This window comes from Kitasatospora nipponensis (assembly GCF_039528135.1).
Lineage (GTDB): Bacteria > Actinomycetota > Actinomycetes > Streptomycetales > Streptomycetaceae > Kitasatospora > Kitasatospora nipponensis.
Window position 1 is genome coordinate 1 of record NZ_BAAALF010000401.1, and the last position, 2,083, is coordinate 2,083.

Sequence of the window (2,083 nt, forward strand, 5' to 3'; positions counted from 1 at the left end):
GCAACCGACGCACCGGACGGACCGGCGCCCCGCCCAGGGGACGACCCGCGGGCCGCCCCCCCCCCCCCCCCCCGCCCCCCCGGCCGCCGACCAGCAGCAGCACCCCGACCAGCAGCACCAGCAGTCCCCCGGGCAGCCGCCGCACCCCACGCCGCCGGCGGCTCCCGGCTGGCCGGGCGCGGACCCGCAGTCCTACCAGGTCGCGCCGCCGCAGCAGCCGTACCAGGACCAGCAGTACCCGGGCCAGCCCTATCCCGGCCAGTCCGCCGCCGGCCAGCCGCAGCACCAGCAGCCGCCGCAGCCCGGCCAGCCCTACCCCGCCGGCTACCCCGGCCCCGGCTACCCGGGCTACCCGCAGCCGGGCGGGCCGCAGGCCACCGGCCCGCAGGCCGGTCCGGACGCCGGGCAGGCGCCGCCCGGCCCCGGCGCGCCCTGGGCCCAGCAGCCTCCGCTCCCCCAGCCGGGCCAGCCGCAGCAGCCCGCCCCGCAGCAGCCGGGCGTCCCCCACCAGGGACTGCCGCCGCACGGCCCGCCGCCGCACGGCGGGCAGCCGCCGACCGGTCCGGTGGCTCCGCTGGACCCGCGCCAGGGCGTCCACCCGCACCCGGGCGCCGTCCAGCCGCGTGTCGTCCAGCCCGGTGCCGTCCCGCCCGGGCCCCCGCAGCCCGGGCAGCAGCAGCCCCCCACGGGTCAGCCCGGGCAGGTCCCCGGCCAGCAGCCCTACCCGGCGCCGGTCAGCTACCCGCACCAGCAGGCCGTCCCGCAGGCGCCGGCCGCCTTCCAGCAGCCCGGTGGCCAGCAGCCGACCGCCCAGGGCGCCCCGCTGGGCTACACCGCCGCGGTCGAGCTCTCCTCGGACCGCCTGCTGCGCAACCAGCCCAAGCAGCAGCGGCAGGCCCCGCGGATCAAGTTCGGCGGCAAGGCCGCGCAGGCCGAGCGCGAGCGCAAGCTGGGCATCATCCGCACCCCGGTGATGAGCTGCTACCGGATCGCGGTGATCAGCCTCAAGGGCGGCGTCGGCAAGACCACGACCACCACCTCGCTCGGGGCCACCCTGGCCAGTGAGCGCCAGGACAAGGTGATCGCGATCGACGCCAACCCGGACGCCGGCACGCTGGGCCGCCGGATCAAGCGGCAGACCGGAGCGACCATCCGCGACCTGGTGACCGCGATCCCGCACCTGCGCAGCTACATGGACATCCGCCAGTTCACCTCGCAGGACCTCAACTCCGGTCTGGAGATCCTGGCGAACGACGTCGACCCGGCGGTCTCCACCACCTTCAACGACTCCGACTACCGCCAGGTGATCGACGTGCTGGGCCGCCAGTACCCGATCATCCTGACCGACTCGGGCACCGGCCTGCTCTACAGCGCGATGCGCGGCGTGCTCGACCTCGCCGACCAGCTGATCATCGTGGCGACCCCGAGCGTGGACGGCGCCAGCAGCGCCAGCACCACCCTCGACTGGCTCTCCGCGCACGGCTACGCGGACCTGGTCCAGCGCAGCATCACGGTGGTCTCCGGGGTCCGCGAGACCAGCAAGATGATCCGGATCGAGGACATCGTCGCGCACTTCGAGACCCGCTGCCGCGGCGTCGTGGTGGTGCCCTTCGACGAGAGCCTGGCGGCCGGTGCCGAGGTCAACCTGGAGATGATGCGGCCCAAGGTGCGCGAGGCGTACTTCGAGCTGGCCACCCTGGTCGGCGAGGACATCATCCGCGCCCAGCAGACCGCGGCGGCCGGCGGCTGGCAGCAGCAGGCCGCCCAGCAACAGCAGCAGCAGTGGGCCGGCCAGCCGGGCCAGCCGCCCTACGGCCAGCCGCCGCAGGAGCCCGGCCAGCCCTGGGGCAACCCGCAGGCCGCCCCGCCGGCCGGCCAGCCCTGGACCCAGCAGCCCGTGCAGCCCGGGCCGGTGCCGGGCCAGCAGCAGCCGCCCTACGGCGCGCCCCAGCCGGGCCAGCCCGGCGGCTACGGCTACCCGCAGCCGGCGCCCGGTCAGCAGCAGCCGCCGCAGGGCTACGGGTACCCGCCGCCCCAGCAGTGAGCCGCCGTCAGCGCGGCGGCCCCCGCACCCCTCCGGAGG

Annotated in this window: 1 protein-coding gene; it reads left to right on the top strand. The window is 77.0% G+C overall.

Annotated elements, in window-relative coordinates; genetic code table 11:
* On the top strand, positions 1-2,044 hold a 2,044-nt coding region (locus tag ABD323_RS40615), incomplete at its 5' end, for a MinD/ParA family ATP-binding protein (protein ID WP_344447134.1).
* Positions 2,045-2,083 lie beyond the last annotated feature (39 nt).